15 protein-coding genes and 3 tRNA genes are annotated in these 17,125 nt (G+C 72.0%); 10 read left to right on the plus strand and 8 right to left on the minus strand.

The window, feature by feature from the left end; all coding sequences use genetic code 11:
- Positions 1-3: 3 nt before the first annotated feature.
- The 3 genes from DAI17_RS11755 to DAI17_RS11765 all read right to left on the minus strand — a co-directional run bounded on the left by DAI17_RS11755 (position 4) and on the right by DAI17_RS11765 (position 1,554).
- Entirely contained in the window at positions 4-282 is a 279-nt protein-coding gene (locus DAI17_RS11755) for a DUF7218 family protein (protein WP_107773110.1), read from the minus strand.
- Between the two features lie 14 nt (positions 283-296).
- Positions 297-1,259 carry a TIGR03557 family F420-dependent LLM class oxidoreductase gene (locus tag DAI17_RS11760; protein WP_107773112.1) on the minus strand — a complete coding sequence of 321 codons (963 nt, stop codon included), beginning with the start codon at positions 1,257-1,259 and terminating at the stop codon, positions 297-299.
- A gap of 222 nt (positions 1,260-1,481) precedes the next feature.
- Positions 1,482-1,554 (minus strand) — tRNA-Arg (locus tag DAI17_RS11765).
- A 213-nt stretch (positions 1,555-1,767) separates the two neighbouring features.
- Here DAI17_RS11765 and DAI17_RS11770 point away from each other — a divergent pair.
- The 6 genes from DAI17_RS11770 (at position 1,768) to DAI17_RS11795 (ending at position 10,872) form a co-directional block, all read left to right on the plus strand.
- The gene (locus DAI17_RS11770; protein ID WP_159081495.1) at positions 1,768-3,609 is read left to right on the plus strand and encodes a phosphoenolpyruvate carboxykinase (GTP); all 1,842 of its coding nucleotides are present in this window, start codon (positions 1,768-1,770) and stop codon (positions 3,607-3,609) included.
- A 99-nt stretch (positions 3,610-3,708) separates the two neighbouring features.
- Entirely contained in the window at positions 3,709-5,988 is a 2,280-nt protein-coding gene (locus DAI17_RS11775) for a putative bifunctional diguanylate cyclase/phosphodiesterase (protein WP_159081496.1), read from the plus strand.
- A gap of 15 nt (positions 5,989-6,003) precedes the next feature.
- Positions 6,004-7,431 carry a glycosyltransferase gene (locus DAI17_RS11780; RefSeq protein ID WP_107773119.1) on the plus strand — a complete coding sequence of 476 codons (1,428 nt, stop codon included), beginning with the start codon at positions 6,004-6,006 and terminating at the stop codon, positions 7,429-7,431.
- Position 7,432: 1 nt separating this feature from the next.
- Positions 7,433-7,660 (plus strand): hypothetical protein, encoded by a 228-nt coding sequence (locus tag DAI17_RS11785; RefSeq protein ID WP_199905083.1) that lies wholly within the window; start codon positions 7,433-7,435, stop codon positions 7,658-7,660.
- A 241-nt stretch (positions 7,661-7,901) separates the two neighbouring features.
- Complete coding sequence (locus tag DAI17_RS11790) at positions 7,902-9,740, plus strand: phosphoenolpyruvate carboxykinase (GTP) (protein WP_107773121.1); 1,839 nt, start codon at positions 7,902-7,904, stop codon at positions 9,738-9,740.
- A gap of 118 nt (positions 9,741-9,858) precedes the next feature.
- Entirely contained in the window at positions 9,859-10,872 is a 1,014-nt protein-coding gene (locus tag DAI17_RS11795; RefSeq protein WP_107773123.1) for a TrmB family transcriptional regulator, read from the plus strand.
- A 31-nt stretch (positions 10,873-10,903) separates the two neighbouring features.
- Here the strand turns inward: DAI17_RS11795 and DAI17_RS21665 are convergent, their stop codons facing one another.
- The 3 genes from DAI17_RS21665 to DAI17_RS11805 form a co-directional block, all read right to left on the minus strand.
- Positions 10,904-11,032, minus strand: coding sequence for a hypothetical protein (locus DAI17_RS21665; protein WP_267894724.1), 129 nt, complete (start codon positions 11,030-11,032; stop codon positions 10,904-10,906).
- Between the two features lie 201 nt (positions 11,033-11,233).
- Positions 11,234-11,327 (minus strand) — tRNA-Ser (locus tag DAI17_RS11800).
- Between the two features lie 68 nt (positions 11,328-11,395).
- Positions 11,396-11,845, minus strand: coding sequence for a hypothetical protein (locus tag DAI17_RS11805; protein WP_234412463.1), 450 nt, complete (start codon positions 11,843-11,845; stop codon positions 11,396-11,398).
- A 103-nt stretch (positions 11,846-11,948) separates the two neighbouring features.
- Here DAI17_RS11805 and DAI17_RS11810 point away from each other — a divergent pair, with 103 nt between their 5' ends.
- The 4 genes from DAI17_RS11810 to DAI17_RS11825 all read left to right on the plus strand — a co-directional run bounded on the left by DAI17_RS11810 (position 11,949) and on the right by DAI17_RS11825 (position 14,863).
- Entirely contained in the window at positions 11,949-12,320 is a 372-nt protein-coding gene (locus tag DAI17_RS11810) for a hypothetical protein (RefSeq protein ID WP_107773127.1), read from the plus strand.
- Between the two features lie 55 nt (positions 12,321-12,375).
- Positions 12,376-12,460, plus strand: a tRNA-Ser gene (locus DAI17_RS11815).
- A 132-nt stretch (positions 12,461-12,592) separates the two neighbouring features.
- A complete protein-coding gene (locus DAI17_RS11820; RefSeq protein WP_107773129.1) occupies positions 12,593-13,462 on the plus strand; it encodes an AAA family ATPase in 870 nt (289 codons plus the stop codon).
- Positions 13,463-13,480: 18 nt separating this feature from the next.
- Positions 13,481-14,863, plus strand: a complete 1,383-nt coding sequence (locus DAI17_RS11825; RefSeq protein ID WP_107773131.1) for a vWA domain-containing protein — start codon at positions 13,481-13,483, stop codon at positions 14,861-14,863.
- Positions 14,864-14,870: 7 nt separating this feature from the next.
- Here the strand turns inward: DAI17_RS11825 and DAI17_RS20980 are convergent, their stop codons facing one another.
- Both DAI17_RS20980 and DAI17_RS11835 read right to left on the minus strand, forming a co-directional pair.
- A complete protein-coding gene (locus tag DAI17_RS20980; RefSeq protein WP_159081497.1) occupies positions 14,871-16,202 on the minus strand; it encodes a hypothetical protein in 1,332 nt (443 codons plus the stop codon).
- On the minus strand, positions 16,199-17,122 hold the full coding sequence (locus tag DAI17_RS11835) for a hypothetical protein (RefSeq protein WP_159081498.1): 924 nt from the start codon (positions 17,120-17,122) through the stop codon (positions 16,199-16,201). Before DAI17_RS11835 ends, DAI17_RS20980 begins: the two co-directional genes overlap by 4 nt.
- Positions 17,123-17,125 lie beyond the last annotated feature (3 nt).

Raw genomic sequence — 17,125 nt, forward strand, 5'->3', positions numbered from 1 at the left:
TCCTCAGTGGTTGCGCAGCGCGTCGATCAGCTCCGACTTGCTCATCGACGAGCGGCCCTCGATGTCGAGCTCGGCCGCCCGCTTGCGCAGCTCCTCGACGGTGCGGTCCTCGTAGTCGCCCGCCTCGCCGCCGCGCTCGCCGACCTTGGACCGGCCCTGCGCGGCCGACGCGTTGGCGATCCGGGCGGCCTTCTCCTTGCTGGCGCCGTCGTCGCGCAGCGCCTCGTAGACCTCCGGGTCCTTGACGCTCGGTCCGGGGTCCTTCTTCTTGTCCTGGGCCATCGTTTCTCCTCGGTTCAGGTGGCGCTCTTGCTGCGCAGGGCGGGCAGCACGTGCTCGCCGTACGCCGCGATCATGTCGGCGTAGTGCGGCCCCATGTTGGCGACGTACACCTCCTCGAAGCCGGCCTCCACGGCCGGCAGGAGGGCTTCGACGTGTGCGTCGACGTCGGGTCCGCAGGTGACGTTGTCGGCGGTCATCTCCGTCGTGACGAGCTCGGAGGCCTGCTCGAAGTGCTGCGGAGACGGCAGGACCTGGGCCAGCTCGCCGGGCAGCCCGCTGTTGGACCAGAGCCGGTGGGCGATCTCGACGCCCTCGTTGTGCGTCGGCGCCCAGCACGCCTTCAGCCCGATCTGCGCCGGCTTCCCGCCGGACTGCTCACGGAACTGCTCCAGCAGCTCGGTGTCGGGACTGGTGGTGATGTAGCCGTCGCCGATCCGGGCCGCCAGCGCGGTGGCAGCGGGGCCGAAGCCCGAGACGTAGATGGGCGGCGGCTCGTCGGGCAGGGTGTAGATCCGCGCGGAGTCGACGGTGTAGAAGCGCCCGTCGTGGCGCACCACCTCGCCGGTCCACAGCGCGCGGATGACCTCGACGGCCTCCTCGAGCATGTCGAGCCGCTTGGGCGCGGTCGGCCACGGATCGCCGAGGATGTGCTCGTTGAGGGCCTCGCCCGACCCGACGCCGAGCGTGAACTTGCCCCCCAGCATGACCGCGCTGGTCGCCGCCGCCTGCGCGATCACCGCCGGGTGCGTCCGGACGGTCGGGCAGGTCACGGCGGTGGTCACCGGCAGGTCCGTGGCCTCCGAGATCGCGCCGATGACCGACCAGACGAACGGGCTCTGGCCCTGCGCGTCGTTCCACGGGTGGAAATGGTCGCTGATCCACAGCGCCTCGAAGCCGGCCTCCTCGGCCAGCCGGGCCTGCTCGACGAGCTGGGCGGGGGAGTACTCCTCGCAGGAGAGGAAGTAGCCGAACCTCACGAAGGACCTCCTGGTGGACGAGCCGGTGGGCGAGCCGTCCTTCGACCCTGTCGCCGTCCCCGGCAGGGGGCAACCCCTCTAGGGGTGTCCGTCTCCGACTGACTGTGGCTTCGGTGTCACCAGGTGGCACCGAAGCCACACCCACCCGGACCCGGGACGCGCCGGGGAATGACGAAGGCCCCGGCTCGAGGAGCCGGGGCCTTGCCTTGGTGAGCTGGTCTGCGCGCCTGTAGGGATTCGAACCCCAAACCTTCTGATCCGTAGTCAGATGCTCTATCCGTTGAGCTACAGGCGCCCGCCGTGCTGCAGAACAGCGCGACCGGATGAGGATAGCGGACCGTCACCACCAACCCGAAATCCCACCCCCCGGGGCCGTCCCGTCCCCGATCTGTCGGACCTTCGAGAAGTGGAGCGTTCCAATCCGCCGACCATCGTTATGGTGTCGGGACGTCGCGCGACGGGGGGCGGTCGAGACGCCCCCGGTCCACCTCACGAGAGGCACGGTCACATGGCAGATGTCGAGGCAGCGCTGGACGCAGCGGGGCTGCGCAACCCCAAGGTGCGCGAGTTCGTGGCGGAGTACGCCGAGCTCACCGGTGCCGAGCGGATCGAGGTCGTCAGCGCCGCTGACGACGCCCGCCTGATCCAGGAGGCCCTGGACGCGGGGGAGCTCCAGCCCGCCGGCGAGGGTCGCTACTACTCGCGCAGCTACTACAAGGACACCGCCCGCTCCGAGGAGCGCACGATCGTCGCGACGCACGACGAGAAGGACAGGGGCGTCTACAACAACTGGCGTCCCGCGTCGGAGATGAAGCCCCTGCTGCACGACCGGATGCGCGGCGCGAGCGCCGGCAGGACGATGTACGTCATCCCCTACCTCATGTCGCCCCACGGCAACGTGCTCGCCGCGTGGGCCGCCGGGGTCGAGCTCACGGACTCGCGTCCGGTCGTGCTGCACATGATCCGCATGTCGCGCGTGGCCGCGCGGTTCCTCGACGAGCTCGAGGACCCCGACCACTTCGTGCGTGCGGTGCACGTCACCGGTGACCTGGAGAACCTCGGCCAGGGCACGGACACGGACCAGCGTTACTTCGTCACCGTCGCCGACGAGCGGACCATCCTGCACTTCGGGTCGTCGTACGGCGGCAACGCGCTGCTCGGCAAGATCGCCCACGGCCTGCGCCAGGGCGCGTACGACGGCTGGGCCAGCAAGAAGTTCCTCGCCGAGCAGTACATGCTCATCGGCATCCACGACAAGGAGACCGGCAAGACCTACCACGTGTGTGGCGGCTTCCCGAGCGCGTCGGGCAAGACCAACCTCGCGATGATGCTGCCTCCCGACGTGCTCGGCGACCGCTACCGCGTGTGGTTCTACGGCGACGACATCGCGTGGCTGTGGGTCGACGAGGAGACCGGCCGGCTGATGGGGATGAACCCCGAGTACGGCGTCTTCGGCGTCGCCAAGGACACCAACGAGCGCACCAACCCGACCGCGCTGCACTCCGTCGACCCCGGGACCAAGGCGATCTTCACCAACGTCGCCTACAACCCGCGGACCGGTGAGGTCTGGTGGGAGGGTCGCACGCCGAGCCCGCCGGAGGACGTGCGCGGCTGGCTCGACTGGACCGGCTCGCCGATTGCGGACCGCAAGGACAGCGACTCCTCGCCGTGGGCGCACCCCAACAGCCGCTTCACCACGACGCTGGACAACGTCCCCAACATCGCGCCGGACTACGACGACGCGCCCGGCGTGCCGATCGACGCGATCATCTTCGGCGGCCGCACCCGCGACCGCGAGCCGCTGATCCGGGCGATCCACGACCTCGCCGAGGGTGTGTACGACGGCCTGACGCTGGGCGCCGAGGCCACGGCCGCGGCCGAGGGCAAGGAGGGCGTGCTCCGCTACGACCCGATGTCCAACCGCCCCTTCATGGCCTACGGCGAGGGCGACTACGCCCAGCACTACCTCGACGTGGTCGGTGCCGCGACGGACCAGCCGATCTTCGCGCACGTCAACTGGTTCCAGCGCGATCCCGAGGACGGGCACTTCCTGTGGCCCGGCTACCGCGACAACCTGCGCCCGCTGCTGTGGCTGCTCCAGCTGCGCAACGGCGAGGTCACCGGTCGGCGGACGCCGGTCGGGATCGTGCCGACGGAGGAGGAGCTCGACCTCAGGGACGTCGACATCGCACCTGCGGACCTCGAGCGGATCCTGACGATCGACAGGGAGCGCTGGCAGCAGGAGATGGCCCACCGCGAGGAGCACCTCGAGCAGTTCGACCGGATGCCCGAGGCGATCTGGGAGGCGCACCGCCGGGTGGCCAAGGCCCTCGAGGAGGACGGCGACTGACGCGTCGTACGACGCACGCACGCTGCGCGCCGGTCCCGGTCCACGCCCGGGGCCGGCGACGGGCCCGGGAGCCGCTCAGCCGTTAGGCTCGGGACCACCATGTCAGTTCTCGGGACCGCGCAGGGTGCGACCACGGGCCGGTTCGACCGGCGTCGCCCGTCGCTGCGTCTCATGCGCCCCTTCGCGGTCGTCTGCGGCATCGGCCTGCTCGTCGCGCTGCTGCCGCCCTACGAGTCGCCCTCGTGGGTGCTCGGCGGGGCCGCGGCCGTCTACGCGGCGATCGTGGCGATGGGCGTGGCATCCCACCGCCGGCCCGAGCGGTCGTGGCTCGACCCCGCGGCTGCCTACCTGGCGTTCCTGTTCGTGGCCCTCGTCCGGGACGCCAGCGGTGGCGCGGCCTCGGGCCTGTCCGCCCTGCTCTTCGTGCCGATCCTGTGGCTGGCGATCACCGGGTCGTCCCGCTCGCTGTACAGCGCCGGCGTCCTGGCCGGCATCACGATCATGGGCCCGGTGCTGCTGATCGGGGGCAGCGACTACCCGGTGGCCGACTGGCGGCGCGCTCTCATCCTCGTGGTCATCGCGGTGGTCCTCGGCCGCGTGGTGCAGCGCATCGTGGTGCGCCTCGAGCGCGAGACGCAGGCCGCTCGGACGGCCACCGAGCAGAGCGAGCGGCTCTTCCTCGACGCCCCGCACGGGGTCGCGGTGCTGGACACCGAAGGACGCATCCGCTTCGTCAACGCCGCGCTGTGCGGGCTCGTCGGCCTCCCGCCCGACGAGCTGGAGGGCACCGACTTCGCCGAGCTGGGACCCCCCGGTGACCTGGCCATCGCCGACCACCTGGCCCGCCTGCGCGAGGACGTCTCGCGCTCGAGCGCGTCGGACTGCGTGCTGCGCGACTACCGCGGCCAGGACATCCACGTGGCCCTGAGCAGCCGCCTGCTCCGACCGGTCCGGGAGGGCGACGAGGACACGGTGCTCGTCAACGTGGCCGACGTGTCCGAGCGGCGGCGCTACGAGGACCGCCTCGCCCACCTCGTCGACCACGACGTGCTGACCGGACTGGCCAACCGTCGCCGGTTCGACGCCGAGCTGCAGCGACACCTCGAGCGCTGCCGCCGCTACGGCCAGAGCGGCGCGGTGCTGCTGCTCGACCTCGACAACTTCAAGCAGGTCAACGACAGCCTCGGCCACAACGCCGGCGACCAGCTGCTGGTCACCATCGGCGGCATCCTGCGCCGCTCCGTGCGGGACACCGACGTGGTCGCCCGGCTCGGCGGCGACGAGTTCGCGGTGCTGCTCACCGACGGGGACGAGGCCGGCGCGGAGCGGGTGGGCCACACCGTCGTCGACCGGGTCCGCGAGCACGCGGCCACGCTGGACGGCGTACGCCGACGGGTCACCGCCAGCGTCGGCGCGGTCACCTTCCAGGCCGCCAGCGAGCACGCCACCGACATCCTCGCCCTGGCCGACATGACGATGTACGACGCCAAGGAGGCCGGCCGCAACCAGGTCGCGATCCTGCGCGAGGGTGACCTGCGGCCGCCCAAGTTCTCGGCGCGCCTCCAGTGGCAGAGCCGGATCGAGGAGGCGCTCGAGCGCGACCGGTTCGAGCTCCACCTCCAGCCGATCATGAACCTCGCCACCGGGCGGATCAGCTCGGCCGAGGTGCTGCTCCGGCTGCGCGACGAGGAGGGGCTCGTGCCTCCCTCGCGCTTCGTCTACATCGCCGAGCGCACGGGTCTGATGCCCCAGGTCGACGCCTGGGTGGTCGACAACAGCCTGGCCACGCTCGCCCGGCTGCGCGAGATCGAGCCGGAGTTCGAGCTCGAGGTCAACCTGTCCGGCCACTCGATCGGCCACCCCGACATCGAGGAGACGATCCGCTCGTCGCTGGCCCGCCACGACGTCGACCCGTCGGCGTTGATCCTGGAGATCACCGAGACGGCCGCGGTGGCCGACGTGGGCCTCGCCCGCGCCTTCGCCGAGCGGATGACCGACCTGGGCTGCGCCTTCGCCCTCGACGACTTCGGGGCCGGCTTCGGCTCGTTCTACTACCTCAAGCACCTGATCTTCGACTACGTGAAGATCGACGGCGAGTTCGTCGCCCACGTGCACGAGTCGCAGGTCGACCGCACGATCATGCGCTCGATCGTCGGCATCGCCCGCGACCTGGGCAAGCGGACGGTCGCCGAGTTCGTCTCGGACCCGGAGATCCTCGAGGTGGTCCGGGCCGAGGGCGTCGACTTCGCCCAGGGGTTCCTCATCGGCCGGCCCGTGCCGTACGACGAGTTCGTCCTCCAGTTCATGTCGCCCGCCACCCACCCCCCCGCCGACCCGGCCGCTCCGAAGGAGCCGACGGGCGTGCACCGGGGCGCGTGAAGGAGGTTCGGACTGATGCAGTGGCTGCAGCGCATGGTCGGCCTGGCCATCGTCGGCACGGCGGCCCTGGGGGCCGCGGTGCTCTGGGTGGCGGTGGCGGCGGGTGCCCCGGAGGGGCGGGAGCAGCCCGCCGAGGGCGTCCTCTTCGGGATCTGGCGGGTCTTCTACGACACCGAGATGCCCTCGCCGCGAGTGCTGCTCGCCGCGGTCGGCGTAGCGCTGCTGCTCGCCGCGGGGGTCGCCGCCCTCGAGCGCCGGCTGACGACGCACGCGCGCCGCAGCGAGGACCCCGAGCGGATGCCGCTCGCGCCCAAGCTGGTGATGGCCGAGACCCGGGGCCGGTACGCCGGACCCGTCACCATCACCGTGCTCATCCCGGCGCACAACGAGGAGGCGTGCATCTCCGACACCCTCGCGTCCCTGCAGTCCCAGTCGGTGCCGCCGGCCCGGATCGTCGTCGTCGCCGACAACTGCACCGACGGCACCGTGCGCCTGGCCCGGGAGGCCGGCGTCGACGTCTTCGAGACCGTCGACAACCGCCACAAGAAGGCCGGCGGCCTCAACCAGGCGCTCCGCGAGGTCCTGCCGGCCCTCGGCGACAACGACTGCGTCATGGTGATGGACGCCGACACCACACTGGACGCCGGGTTCCTCGAGGGCGCCACCCGGAGGCTGACCGACGACCGGGCCCTGATGGCGGTCGGCGGCCTGTTCTACGGCGAGGAGGGGTCCGGCCTCATCGGCCAGTTCCAGCGCAACGAGTACACGCGCTACCAGCGCGACCTCCGCCGGCGGCGGGGCCGCGTCTTCGTGCTGACCGGCACCGCGTCGGTCTTTCGTCCCCGCGCCCTGCGGGCGGTCGCCGAGGAGCGCGGGGCCAACCTGCCCGGCATCCCGGGCGACGTCTACGACACGGTGGCCCTCACCGAGGACAACGAGCTGACCATCGCCCTCAAGTGCCTGGGCGCGCTGATGATCTCCCCGCGCGAGTGCACGGTCGTGACCGAGGTGATGCCTTCGTGGCGTGCCCTGTGGAACCAGCGGCTGCGCTGGCAGCGCGGCGCCCTGGAGAACCTCGGCGCCTACGGCCTGCGCCCGCAGACGTTCCGCTACTGGATGCAGCAGCTCGGGATCGGCTACGGCGTCATCGCGCTCGGCTCCTACCTCGCGCTGATCCTGCTGATGGTGCTCGCGACCTCGACCTGGGTGTGGTTCCCGTTCTGGATCGGGATCGGCCTCGTCTTCACCCTGGAGCGGGTCGTGACGGTCTGGCACGGCGGCTGGACGGCCAGGTTGCTCGGGCTCTCGCTGTTCCCCGAGCTCTTCTACGCGATGTTCCTCAACGTCGTCTACGTCAAGGGCGTCTGGGACCTCTCCCTGGCGCGCCAGGCGACGTGGAAGCACGTGGTCCAGTCCGGGTCCGGCGCCAGGGTGGAGGGCTGAGGTGGCCGGCTGGACCGGGGTCGTGACCCCGATGGGACTGCTCCTCCCCGAGAGCCTGCTGCGCAACGACCTGGTCGCCGTGCTGGCGGCGTTCGTGGCGATCAACACGATCGTCTACGTGACGCTCGCGGTGGCCAAGATCCTGCCGAAGGTCTACGTGCGCGACCTGGTCGACACCCGCAACCGCCGCAGCGAGACCCGCAGCATCGACCCGGACGCGCCGATCTGAGCAGCGACGGGTGGCCGTCCTACCCGGTGGGGGTGTGCCGCATGCGGCACGTGACCTGGCTCTCACTGGTGGATCGATCCAATATGTGCCCCTCCTGAGCGGCGCTAGCCTCGCGGCACCCGCACGGGGCCGGGCAATGGAGCCGGGCTTACCACCGACACCTCCGTCGATACGCTCGACGGCCGGCGACGCCCACCACCACGGGGGCGTACGCCGCGAATGCGCGAGAGGGATCCACCGCATGACCGCCACCACCGACGCCCCCACCTCCACCACCGGCGGGGCCCCCACCACCCACCAGGGCATCCTCGCCTGGGTCACCGAGGTCGCCGCGCTGACGCAGCCCGACTCGATCCACTGGTGCACCGGCTCCGACGAGGAGTGGACCGAGCTGACGGAGGCCCTCGAGGGCACCGGCACGTTCACCCGCCTCGACCCCGCCAAGAAGCCCAACTCCTTCCACGCGGCCTCCGACCCCACCGACGTGGCGCGCGTCGAGGACCGCACCTACATCTGCTCGGTGGAGGAGAAGGACTGCGGGCCCACCAACAACTGGATGGACCCGGAGGAGATGAAGGGCATCATGCGCGGGCTGTACGCCGGCTGCATGAAGGGCCGCACGATGTACGTCATCCCCTTCGTCATGGGCCACCTCGAGGCCGAGAACCCGATGTTCGGCGTGGAGATCACCGACTCGGCGTACGTCACCGTCTCCATGCGCGTCATGGCCCGCATGGGCACCGAGGTGCTCCGCAAGATGGAGGAGATCGGCGAGGACGTGAAGTGGGTCCCCGCGCTGCACTCGGTGGGCATGCCCCTCGAGGAGGGCCAGGCCGACGTCGCGTGGCCGTGCAACGACACCAAGTACATCGTGCAGTTCCCCGAGGAGCGGATGATCTGGAGCTTCGGCTCCGGCTACGGTGGCAACGCGCTGCTCGGCAAGAAGTGCTATGCGCTGCGCATCGCCAGCGTCATCGCCCGCGACGAGGGCTGGATGGCCGAGCACATGCTCATCCTCAAGCTCACCTCCCCGCAGGGCGTCACCAAGTACCTCGCGGCGGCCTTCCCGTCGGCGTGCGGCAAGACCAACCTGGCCATGCTCAAGCCGACCATCTCCGGCTGGAAGGTCGAGGCCATCGGCGACGACATCGCGTGGATGCGCGTCGGCGAGGACGGCCGCCTGTGGGCGGTCAACCCGGAGTACGGCTTCTTCGGCGTCGCCCCGGGTACCAACGAGCACACCAACCCCAACGCGATGGCCACCATCAACAAGGGCAACTCGGTGTTCACCAACGTCGCGCTCACCGAGGACGGCGACGTCTGGTGGGAGGGCCTGGAGAACCCGCCCACGAAGGCGACCTCGTGGAAGGGCGAGCCCTGGACGCCGGAGTCCGACGAGCTCTCGAGCCACCCCAACAGCCGCTACTGCACGCCGATCAAGCAGTGCGACATGCTCGCCCCGGAGTACGACGACCCGCGCGGCGTCCCGATCGACGCCATCCTGTTCGGTGGTCGCCGCAAGACGACCGTCCCGCTGGTGACCGAGGCGCGCGACTGGACCCACGGCACCTTCATGGGCGCGACCCTCTCCTCGGAGACCACCGCCGCAGCGGTGGGCGCGGTCGGCGTGGTCCGCCGGGACCCGATGGCCATGCTGCCGTTCATCGGCTACAACGCCGGCGACTACTTCGGCCACTGGATCAACATGGGCAAGGACAACGACGCAGCCAAGATGCCGCGCATCTTCTACGTCAACTGGTTCCGCCGCGGCGAGGACGGCGACTTCCTGTGGCCCGGCTTCGGCGAGAACAGCCGGGTCCTCAAGTGGGTCATCGAGCGCCTCGACGGCCAGGCCGCCGCGGTCGAGACCCCGATCGGCCACGTCCCGGCGCCGGGCTCGCTCGACGTGGAGGGCCTCGACATGACGCCCGAGGCGATCGAGGCCGCGCTGGCCGTCGACGCCGAGGAGTGGAAGGCCGAGATCCCGCAGATCCAGGAGTGGTTCGAGAAGTTCGGCGACGACCTGCCGTCCGTGCTGTGGACCGAGCTCGACGGTCTCAAGGAGCGCCTCGGCGCGTGAGGCCCGCCCGCGCGCCGCGGGCACGACCACACGGCAGGCCCGTCCGGAGTTTCTCCGGACGGGCCTGCTGCTCGTCCGGGGTGTGGAAGGATCGGCGGAAGCACGGGAAGGCGGTGGGATGACCGATTTCGGCCTGGGGGAGCGCTCGCTCTTCGAGACTGCCGCCACCGCGCTCTACGAGGAGATCGCCACCCAGGGCGGCCTGGCCCGCACGGACCCCCGCATCGCCGACCGGGGCCCCGATCGCGAAGCCTTCGACCTCCTCCAGGAGCTCGGCCTGGTCACCCTCGACGAGCTCGACGAGTCGTGGGTGGCGGTGGACCCGGCGACCGTGCAGTCGCGCGTCGTCGCGCCGATGGGGCAGCAGGGCGCCCAGCTCATCTCCGAGTCGGCCCAGTGGGCGCAGGCGTTCAGCAACCTCTCCCAGACGTGGCGCCAGTCGCCCGGCTCGGTCAAGGGCCCGTTCACCGAGCTGCGGGGCGAGGCGATCGGCCCCTACATCACCTCCTCGGTCGCCGACGCGTCCGAGGAGCTGCTCACCGCCCAGCCGCAGACCGGCCGGGCCATCGACCAGCTCCCCGCCGCCATCGAGCGCGAGGTCGCGGCGCTGCGTCGCGGGGTCACCATGCGGACCCTCTACCAGCACGCCGCCCGGCGGAACGCGGCCACCCACAAGTACGTCGCCGCCGTCGCCGCCGAGGGGGCCCAGGTCCGCACCCTCGACGAGTTCTTCAACCGGCTGATCGTCGTCGACCGCCGCCTGGCCATCGTCCCGACCCGGGAGGGCAACGGCGGCCTGGCCGTGCGCGAGCCCTCGCTGGTGCACTACCTGGTCGACATCTTCGAGCGGTCGTGGGAAAGGGCGCGGCCCTTCACCAACCGCGAGACGCCGTTGATGCGCGACATCGCGGCCGAGCAGCGGGCGATGACCATCCGGATGCTCATCGGCGGCCACGCGGACCCGGTCGGGGCCAAGCGCCTGGGTGTCAGCCCGCGCACCTACGCGGCGTACGTCTCGGACCTCAAGCACGAGTTCGCCGTGGACACGCGGTTCCAGCTCGGCTACGAGATGGGCCGCCAGGGCATCACCGGCAACGACACGGAGACGCACGACGAAGCGGACCGCGACTGAGTCACGGTCCGCTCCGACAGGGGGGCTTTCGTCAGCGGATGATCGAACCCGTCGGCCAGGTCGTGTCCTTGTTGGCCGAGGCGGGGGCGCTGGTGATGCCCACGGCGCCGGCGGTCAGGGCCGCGGCCAGGAGTGCGGCGGCGATGCGACGTGCTGTCATGATCATTCACCCTCTTGTAGTCGGGTCCGGGGGGACCTCACCCGCCCATTGTCATCGATCCGGGCCGGTGCGTCACCATGGTCACGGCTGCAACTGTGTGCATTGCACACTTGTGCAGTGCCGTCACCACCGTGGCACACCCGGTGCTCGGATGCACGGCGGCCCAAATGCACTCTGGCCCCCGTGCAGGAGGCCAGAGGTTGGCGGAGGCGGAGGGATTTGAACCCTCGATGGGGTTGTAGCCCCAAACCCGCTTAGCAGGCGGGCGCCATAGACCGGACTAGGCGACGCCTCCACGCTCGCCGTGGACGAGCGAGCACAGGCTACAAGGCGGCCGCGGGATCTGCCGAATCAGGTGTCGGCTCACAGCGGGCGCAGGCCCTGGCCGTCCTGCAGGTGCTGCTGGAGGTCGCGGACGAACGCCTCGCGGTCGCCGGCGAGGAGGTCGACCGGGATGGTCGTCGTACCGCCGTTGCGCAGGCGCAGGACCACGCACGGCGAGCCGGCGCTGGTGGTCGTGACGGCGTCCTCGACGTCCTTCCACCGCGCGGCGGGGACGCCCACGCCGCGCACCCACTGGACGCGGTAGCCCTCGTCGCTGAGGCGCACGACCCAGCCCCGCCGACCCAGGACCACGGTGGCGACGACCAGCACGACGATGGCGAGCAGCGCCGGCACCAGGAGCACAGCGGTGTGCAGGTCGAGGAACGCCACGGCGGCCGTGGCGGCGAAGACCATCAGGGCGATGAGCACGAGCACACCCCCCAGCAGGCGGGCGGTGACGGCGGGCGCGAGTCGGTAGTCGGACGGCACGGGAGGATTGCACCCCATCCCGCGTCCCGATCGCCAGTTGGGCCTTGTCCCGTGCCCCCGCGAGGGCCACACTCGACCCAACCCCGTGGGCAGGAGGGCGGCCATGTCGAGCGCGTCAGTGGCGATGAGCGCCCTCCACCGAGCCCTGGACGTGCCGCCCGAGCCCGGGATCGCCCTGGGCAACTGGCGCTGGACCGTGCGGCAGCGGATGGCCGACGTCCGCGACGTGCTGATCCGGGAGTCCGAGCACCCCGACGACGCCTGGCTGGCCGCCCGCGGCACCGCCGCGCTGCGCGAGCGCACCGCGCTCATCGCGCGGATGGGCGAGCTCGGGCCGCAGGTCCTCGAGAGCCCCGACGTCACCGAGGTGCGGCAGGCGCTGCTGCGGCTGCTCGGCGACATCGACCGCCACCTCCAGAGGCTCCGGGACCTGGCCTACGACGACGTCGAGATGGAGTTCGGCGGCTCTGAGTAGCCCGGACCCCGCGTCCTCCTAGAATGCTCGCGTGCCCACCCCCGGGTGGACACGAGGAGGGGTGCCGGAGCGGCCGATCGGAACCGCCTTGAAAGCGGTCGTAGGGAGACCTACCGCGGGTTCGAATCCCGCCCCCTCTGCTGGTGCTGTCTGGCCGGCCCCGCCGAGCGGTGCGTGAGCCACGTTCCGCGAGGGCGGGACTGTGGCTGGCTCACCGCTCGCGCGGGTGTCGCCGTACGACGCGCCGACAGCCCGGCCCGTAGGCTCCCGGCGTGCCCTCCTGGTTCGCGAGTCCCGACGACGCCTCCTCCCGCCTCCACGCCACCGGCTACCTCGCCGACGCGGCGACGGCCACCACGGCGTACCTCGCCGGCGCCCTGGAGAAGCCGCTGCTGGTCGAGGGCCCGGCCGGCGTCGGCAAGACCGAGCTGGCCAAGGCCGTCGCGCGCGCGAGCGGCGCAGGGCTGGTGCGCCTCCAGTGCTACGAGGGGCTGGACGAGGCGCGGGCGCTCTACGAGTGGAACTACAAGAAGCAGCTCCTGCGCATCCAGGCCAGCGGCGACGAGGGGTGGGACGAGACCCACGACGACATCTTCACCGACGAGTTCCTGCTGACCCGCCCGCTGCTGACCGCCATCCGCCGCGACGAGCCGACGGTGCTGCTGATCGACGAGGTCGACAAGACCGACGTGGAGGTCGAGGGCCTGCTGCTCGAGGTCCTCTCGGACTTCCAGGTGACCATCCCCGAGCTCGGCACCGTGAGCGCGACGCGCCGGCCTTTCGTGGTGCTGACGTCCAACGCGACGCGCGAGCTGTCGGAGGCCGTCAAGCGGCGCTGCCTGTTCCTCCACCTCGACTACCCCGACGCCGAGCGGGAGCGGGAGATCGTCACCTCCCAGGTGCCCGGCCTGACCGACAAGGTCGCGACCCAGCTCGTCGAGGTCGTCGCCCGCCTGCGCGAGCTCGAGCTCAAGAAGGCACCGTCGATCGCCGAGTCGGTCGACTGGGCGCGCACCCTGATCGCGCTGGAGATCGGGGACCTCGACGAGGAGGCCGTACGCCGCACGCTCGGCGTGGTGCTCAAGCACTCCTCCGACCACGACCGCGCCGTCAAGGAGCTCCGGCTCGCCGCCGCCCGGTGAGGTGAGCCCGGACCAGCCATGACCCTCCTCGACACCCACATCGGCCTCGTCGAGGCGCTGCGCTCGGCGGGCCTGTCGGTCTCGCTGGCCGAGGGCCTCGACGCCATCGCCGCGCTGGAGCGGATCGGGTGGCACGACCGCGAGGTGGTCCGCACGGCGTACGCCGCCACCCTGGTCAAGAAGCAGTCGCAGCGCGTTACCTTCGACGCGATCTTCGACCTCTACTACCCCCGGCTGGTCGGCGAGGGCGTGGCAGGCGACCCGGAGGGCTCCGGCGAGGAGGGCGAGCCCGCCGGCGCCGTGCGCGACAACGCCGCCGCCCTGACGACCTTCCGCGGGGAGCTGGCCGCGGCGCTCGAGGCGGGCGACGACCAGCGCGTGCAGGACCTCGCCGTGGAGGCCATGGCGCGCTTCGGCGCGATGCCGGGCCGCGGGCCGGGCCTGTCGAGCTGGTCGGCCTACACCGCGCTCCAGCGGGTCACACCCCAGCAGCTCGTGGACCAGCTCGTCGCCGGGCTCCTGGGACGCGGAGCCCACCCGGACGACGCCGAGCGGCTGGCCGGCCGTCGGGTGGGCGAGTTCACCCGGCTGGTCGAGGCCGACGCCCGTCGCCGGCTGGCCGAGGAGAAGGGACCCGAGCACGTCGCCGACGTCGTCGTCCGCCCGACGATCGACCGCCTCGACTTCACCTCCGCCCGTCGAGCGGACCTGGAGGAGATGCGGCGCGAGATCTACCCGCTCGCGCGACGGCTCGCCGTACGCCTCACCAAGGAGCAGCACGCGCGGCGTCGCGGCGCCCTGGACTTCCGGCGCACCGTCCGGGCGTCGCTGGCCACCGGGGGCGTGCCGCTGGAGACGCACCACCGGCCCAGGCGGCCGCACCGGACCGAGCTGGTGGTGCTGTGCGACGTCAGCGGGTCGGTGGCCAACTTCGCCCAGTTCACCCTGCTCCTCGTCTACGCGCTGCGCGACCAGTTCCACAAGGTCCGGGCGTTCACCTTCGTCGACCAGGTCCACGAGGTCAGCCACCACTTCACCCCGGGCGGGGACGTGGTGGAGGTGATGGAGAACCTCGCGGCGAGCACCGCGCACGCGGCCCGGTGGGGGCGCACCAACTACGGTCGCGCGTTCACCACCTTCGCCGAGCAGCACGCCGACGCGCTCGGTCCGCGCACCTCCCTGCTGGTGCTGGGCGACGCGCGGTCCAACTACAGCGACCTGGCGGTCGACACCCTGCGCGGGCTGGTCGGGGAGGCCCGCCACGCGTGGTGGCTCAACCCCGAGCACACGCGCCACTGGGGCACGGGCGACAGTGCCGCCCGTGCCTACGGCGAGGTCGTGCCGATGGTGGAGTGCCGCAACCTCACCCAGCTGGGCGAGTTCGTGCACGACATCCTGTGACGCGCCTCTAGCCGGCCAGGAAGCCCAGGTCGTGGATGCGGGCGATCTCGGCCCGGACCTCCGGGTGCTGCGCGGCGTCCGCCGCCCGTCCGCCGACGACGTACGGCGAGGTGCTCGGGTCGTCGGTGCCGGCGGCTGAGCCGTCGTAGACGACCGTCAGCCGGTTGTCCACGTCGGTGTTGATCAACGAGCCGAGCAGCGCGACGGGGTCCGAGCGGTCCTCCAGCGACAGCACCCGCGTCTGCTGCGGGATCGTGGGGACCTGGGCCGAGGGTGCGCCGGTGGTGACCACCTGGTCGACCACGAAGGCCTCCGAGGCGGCCGCCGCCGCGATCTCGGCGGCGGCGGTCCCGCCGTGGCAGGAGCCCACGAGCATGACCCGGGCCCCGGGCTCGCCGTCGACCGCAGCCTCGATGGCGCGCACCACCTGGCGGACGTACGACGCGTTGTCGCCGCCCACGAGCCGCAGCCGGCCGCCCTCGTCGGCCCGGCCGCCGGGCAGGTAGGCGATGTAGCGGCCCGCGCCGATCCGCTGGACGCTGATGCGGCGGTCGGCCCGGGCCAGGTTGGTCATCAGGTCCTCGATGGTGCGCGGCGCGGTGGCGCCGTCGACCCCGGCGTCGGCGACCGTGGCGACCTCGAGCTCCTCGACGAACCCCGCGGCCGAGTCGCGCAGCGCGGCCATCGCGTCGACCGCGAACGGCTCCACGCCGATGGCCCGCAGGCCGCCGCGGGCCGCGGCCGCGCCGCCGGCCCCGGACATCACCCCGGCGGTGAGCAGCGAGCGCATCTGCAGACCGTGGAGCAGGCCGCCGACCCCGGCCATGTGGTCCATCAGCTCGGGGTTGCTCTCGGCGAGCTCGTTGAGGTAGCTCGTCACGCCGTCGCGGTCGAGGGCGTCGGTCTCGATGAGACCGGCGGAGACGATGGCGCCACCGAGGGCCACCTCGGGGGCGAGGTAGCCGATGGCGCGGCCCGCGATGGAGCCGAGCGTCTTGTAGGCGGCGTCCTGGAGCTCGTCGATCCAGCGGTAGGTCAGCACGGTGGCCCGCACCACCAGTGCGTCGGCGTCGAGCTCGACCGAGCGGGTCAGCAGCCCCTGCTTGCCGGTCGTCGCGGCCCGGACGTCCTCCTCGGCCTGCGCCCAGGTCGCGGGGGACAGCTCGCCGGAGGCGGCGACGTCCTCGTCGGCGAGGATCTCGGCGCCGAGCCGCGCCCTGGCGCGCATCTCGGTGCCGGCCTTGTCGAACAGGTCGGCCAGGGCCAGCATCTCGTGGTACTTGTCGGCGTGGACCCGGGCGTCGGTGGTGGTGCCGGGTGTCAGCTCCTGGTCGGTCATGCGATCACCTGCGCGAGGACGGGGGCGAGCTCGGTCGCCAGGTCGTCGGGGTCCACCCGGCGCACGGTCAGCCGCGGCCCGGTGTCCTCCTGGTGGGGGGTGAGGCTGTGCCACCCGTCGGCGAGCAGCACCCACGAGGCGACGCCGGCACCGGTGGTGCCGCGGTCGGTGACCTCGGCGGCGAGCACCCGGAGGCGCCCACGTCCCTCGGTGTGGACGGCCGCGACGGCGGTGGCCGCGTCGGCCGGGGCGATGGGGGCGGCGTCGGTGTCGAGGATGTCCTCGCCGTGGTGCTCCATGAGGACCGGGACCAGGTCGGAGCGGCCCGAGCGGAGGGCCTCGCCGATCGCGTCGACGAGGGGGAACGGCACCTCCATCGTGGCCGGCACCTCGGACTCACGCAGCTCGACGTCGTCGGGGATCGCCGCGACGCGGGAGAGCTCGCCCGCCCAGCGGTCGACGGGGAACCACGCGAGCTCGAAGACGACGCCGTCGCACGTCGCGAGGGTCGCCACGGCGCCGTCGGCCTGGCGGTGCCAGGCCTTGACCTGGCTGCCCGCGGCGGCGACGTCGATGTCCAGCGCCAGGCGGGGCGTGGCCAGCAGGCCGATGGCGCCGGCCAGGCCGGCGTCGAGCCCCGCGTCGGTGAGCAGGCCGCGACGCCGCAGGGTCTCGTCGGGATCGTGCAGGGAGGCCAGCGCCGAGGTGTACGCCGCCTCGTCCGCCGTGCCGCGGGACTGCCCGAGGCGCCCCTCGAGCGCGCCCGGACCGGCGGACTCGGTGAGGTCGAAGGGGAGCGGGGCGTCGCCCGCCGCCCGGGCGGCGAGCCGCAGCTCGGGCAGGGTGATCGCCAGTCGCCGGGGGAGGCCGTCGAGGAACCCGGCGGCCCCGGCCGGTGGGGTCGTGAGGTCGATGGTCACCAT

The sequence above is a fragment of the Nocardioides sediminis genome (assembly GCF_003047295.1).
Classification (GTDB): domain Bacteria; phylum Actinomycetota; class Actinomycetes; order Propionibacteriales; family Nocardioidaceae; genus Nocardioides; species Nocardioides sediminis.